The sequence below is a fragment of the uncultured Algibacter sp. genome, from assembly GCF_963976535.1.
In the GTDB taxonomy this organism is placed as follows: domain Bacteria; phylum Bacteroidota; class Bacteroidia; order Flavobacteriales; family Flavobacteriaceae; genus Algibacter_B.
Genome location: NZ_CAXBLF010000120.1, coordinates 1 through 1,930 on the forward strand (window position 1 = coordinate 1; position 1,930 = coordinate 1,930).

A 1,930-nucleotide genomic window follows, 5' to 3' on the forward strand; every position below is an offset into this window, starting at 1 on the left:
ATTTGCATGATAAATAAATTATGATTAAATTTGACAAACTAAATAAATAAAAATGAAAGAATTAAACGTGGATTGCATGAAATACCGAAAATCAACTCACTTAGCTGGTGTTGATGTTGATATTATTATTGCAGAAAAAGGCAAATGTGTATTAACAATAAAAGAATCTTATTACAGTACTGGGATAGATGTATCTGGAAACAAAACAGACGGATATTTTATTGAATTTATTGAAGACGTTAAGCCAATGGTTATCAACTCAACTAATAGAAAGATAGTTGCTTCAATTGTTAAAATTAAAAACAAATGTAGTTCTACTGAAAGTAGAAATATAGCAAACTGGAAAGGGTTAAGTATTGAGTTGGTTTTTGACGAATCTATTAAAATGATGGGTAAAAAAACAGGCGGTATTAGGGTTTCTCCAATTTCTCCAATAGTTAAAGTAGATGATAAAAAAGGAATTGAACTTTTAATGAGTTCAAAAACACTAAAAGAATTGCAAGCTAAGTGGGGTTTTTTATCAAAAGACGAGCAATTATTTCCGACAATCGTAGCATTAAAAAACAAACTTAAAACAGAGTTAAAATAATGATTAACTATAAAGAAATAGAGCAAGGAACTATTGAGTGGTTTGAATTAAAGTGGGGTAAAATTGGCGGTACTTTAGCTAAAGGTTTGTTTGTTAAATCAGATACTTTATTTTTAGAGATACTATCTCAGAAACTAGAAGAATTTGAGCCTACAGATAGTTACTCAAGCGAATCAATGGATCATGGCAAGTTTAACGAACCTTTTGCAAGAGAGTATTTGCAAACCTACACAGGAATTGATTTTTTAGAAACTGGATGGTTGCAAAGCGAGGAAAACGAGTTGTTAGGTATCTCACCTGATGGAATTACAGACGATGAAAAAATAGCATGTGAAATAAAATGTTTAGGAAGGAAAAAACATTTATCTATATTATTATATAACGATATACCATTAGAACACATTCACCAATGTATTCATTATTTTACTGCAAACCTTAAATTAGAGAAGCTTTATTTTATTTCATTTAGACATGAAAGCGTTAAGCATTTTATAAAAGAATTGACTTTAGAAAGTACTGTAAATATAGGTACTAAATCAAAGCCTAGATTGATGTCAATGGAAGCTGCTAGAGATTACGCTATTGAGTTTGCAGATGAATTACTTATTAAAATAAATAAAGAGAAAGATAATATTTCTTTTTAACTATACATAAACAGACATAACTAATTATGAAAAGCACGCAAACGCATTACGACAACGGTAAAGAATATGATTTAATAGATGTTATTAATGATTATAATATAAACTTTTGCCGAGGAAACGTGATTAAGTACGTTGTAAGAGCTGGTAAAAAGAAAGACGAACTGCAAGACCTTTTAAAAGCAAAGGATTACTTAGAAAGAGAAATTAATAGAATAAGAATTAATAATAATAATAATAACTAAATTATGAGAAACAAACCTTATTTAAAAAAGTACAGTGAAAACGGATTACTAATAAATCCAATAACAAAAGAAAAACCTTATTTAAACCTATTTAGAACATCTAAAAGTAAAAGAGATGAATTAAAAGAATCTAAAAATAATTCTAAATCATATAGATTAGTTGTAACTAATTTAGGTAAGGGGTTGTTTTCAAAAGTTACGTTTAGAAGGGTTGTTTTCATTGATGACTTTACATATCAATTTAAAGGTAATAAAATAAAAAGAAAACACAAAACGGTATTAAATCAATTAGTGTCATATAATAAATAAATTATGAAAGAAAGTAGAAAAGAGTTTATTAAGAAAGCACATTCAGCAGCTTGTAGTGAATGGAAAGAAAACATTGAAAAAGAGTTTCCTAAGTTGTTTAAAGAAGATGCTTTGGTTGTTGGAAAGTGGTATAAAAGAAAGGAAGA

4 protein-coding genes are annotated in these 1,930 nt (G+C 28.0%); all 4 read left to right on the forward strand.

The annotated features are described in order from the left end of the window. The first annotated feature begins 52 nt into the window (after nucleotides 1-52). From AAC024_RS15855 to AAC024_RS15870, 4 genes are read left to right on the forward strand one after another with little or no spacing between them, the layout of a single operon-like run. A complete protein-coding gene (locus tag AAC024_RS15855) occupies nucleotides 53-589 on the forward strand; it encodes a hypothetical protein (protein ID WP_339896466.1) in 537 nt (178 codons plus the stop codon). Continuing rightward, nucleotides 589-1,233, forward strand: a complete 645-nt coding sequence (locus AAC024_RS15860) for a YqaJ viral recombinase family protein (protein ID WP_339896467.1) — start codon at nucleotides 589-591, stop codon at nucleotides 1,231-1,233. The genes AAC024_RS15855 and AAC024_RS15860 overlap by 1 nt, the downstream gene beginning before the upstream one ends. Before the next feature lie 26 nt (nucleotides 1,234-1,259). Then, the gene (locus AAC024_RS15865; RefSeq protein ID WP_339896468.1) at nucleotides 1,260-1,475 is read left to right on the forward strand and encodes a DUF3310 domain-containing protein; all 216 of its coding nucleotides are present in this window, start codon (nucleotides 1,260-1,262) and stop codon (nucleotides 1,473-1,475) included. Nucleotides 1,476-1,478: 3 nt separating this feature from the next. Further along, on the forward strand, nucleotides 1,479-1,784 hold the full coding sequence (locus tag AAC024_RS15870; protein ID WP_339896469.1) for a hypothetical protein: 306 nt from the start codon (nucleotides 1,479-1,481) through the stop codon (nucleotides 1,782-1,784). Nucleotides 1,785-1,930 lie beyond the last annotated feature (146 nt).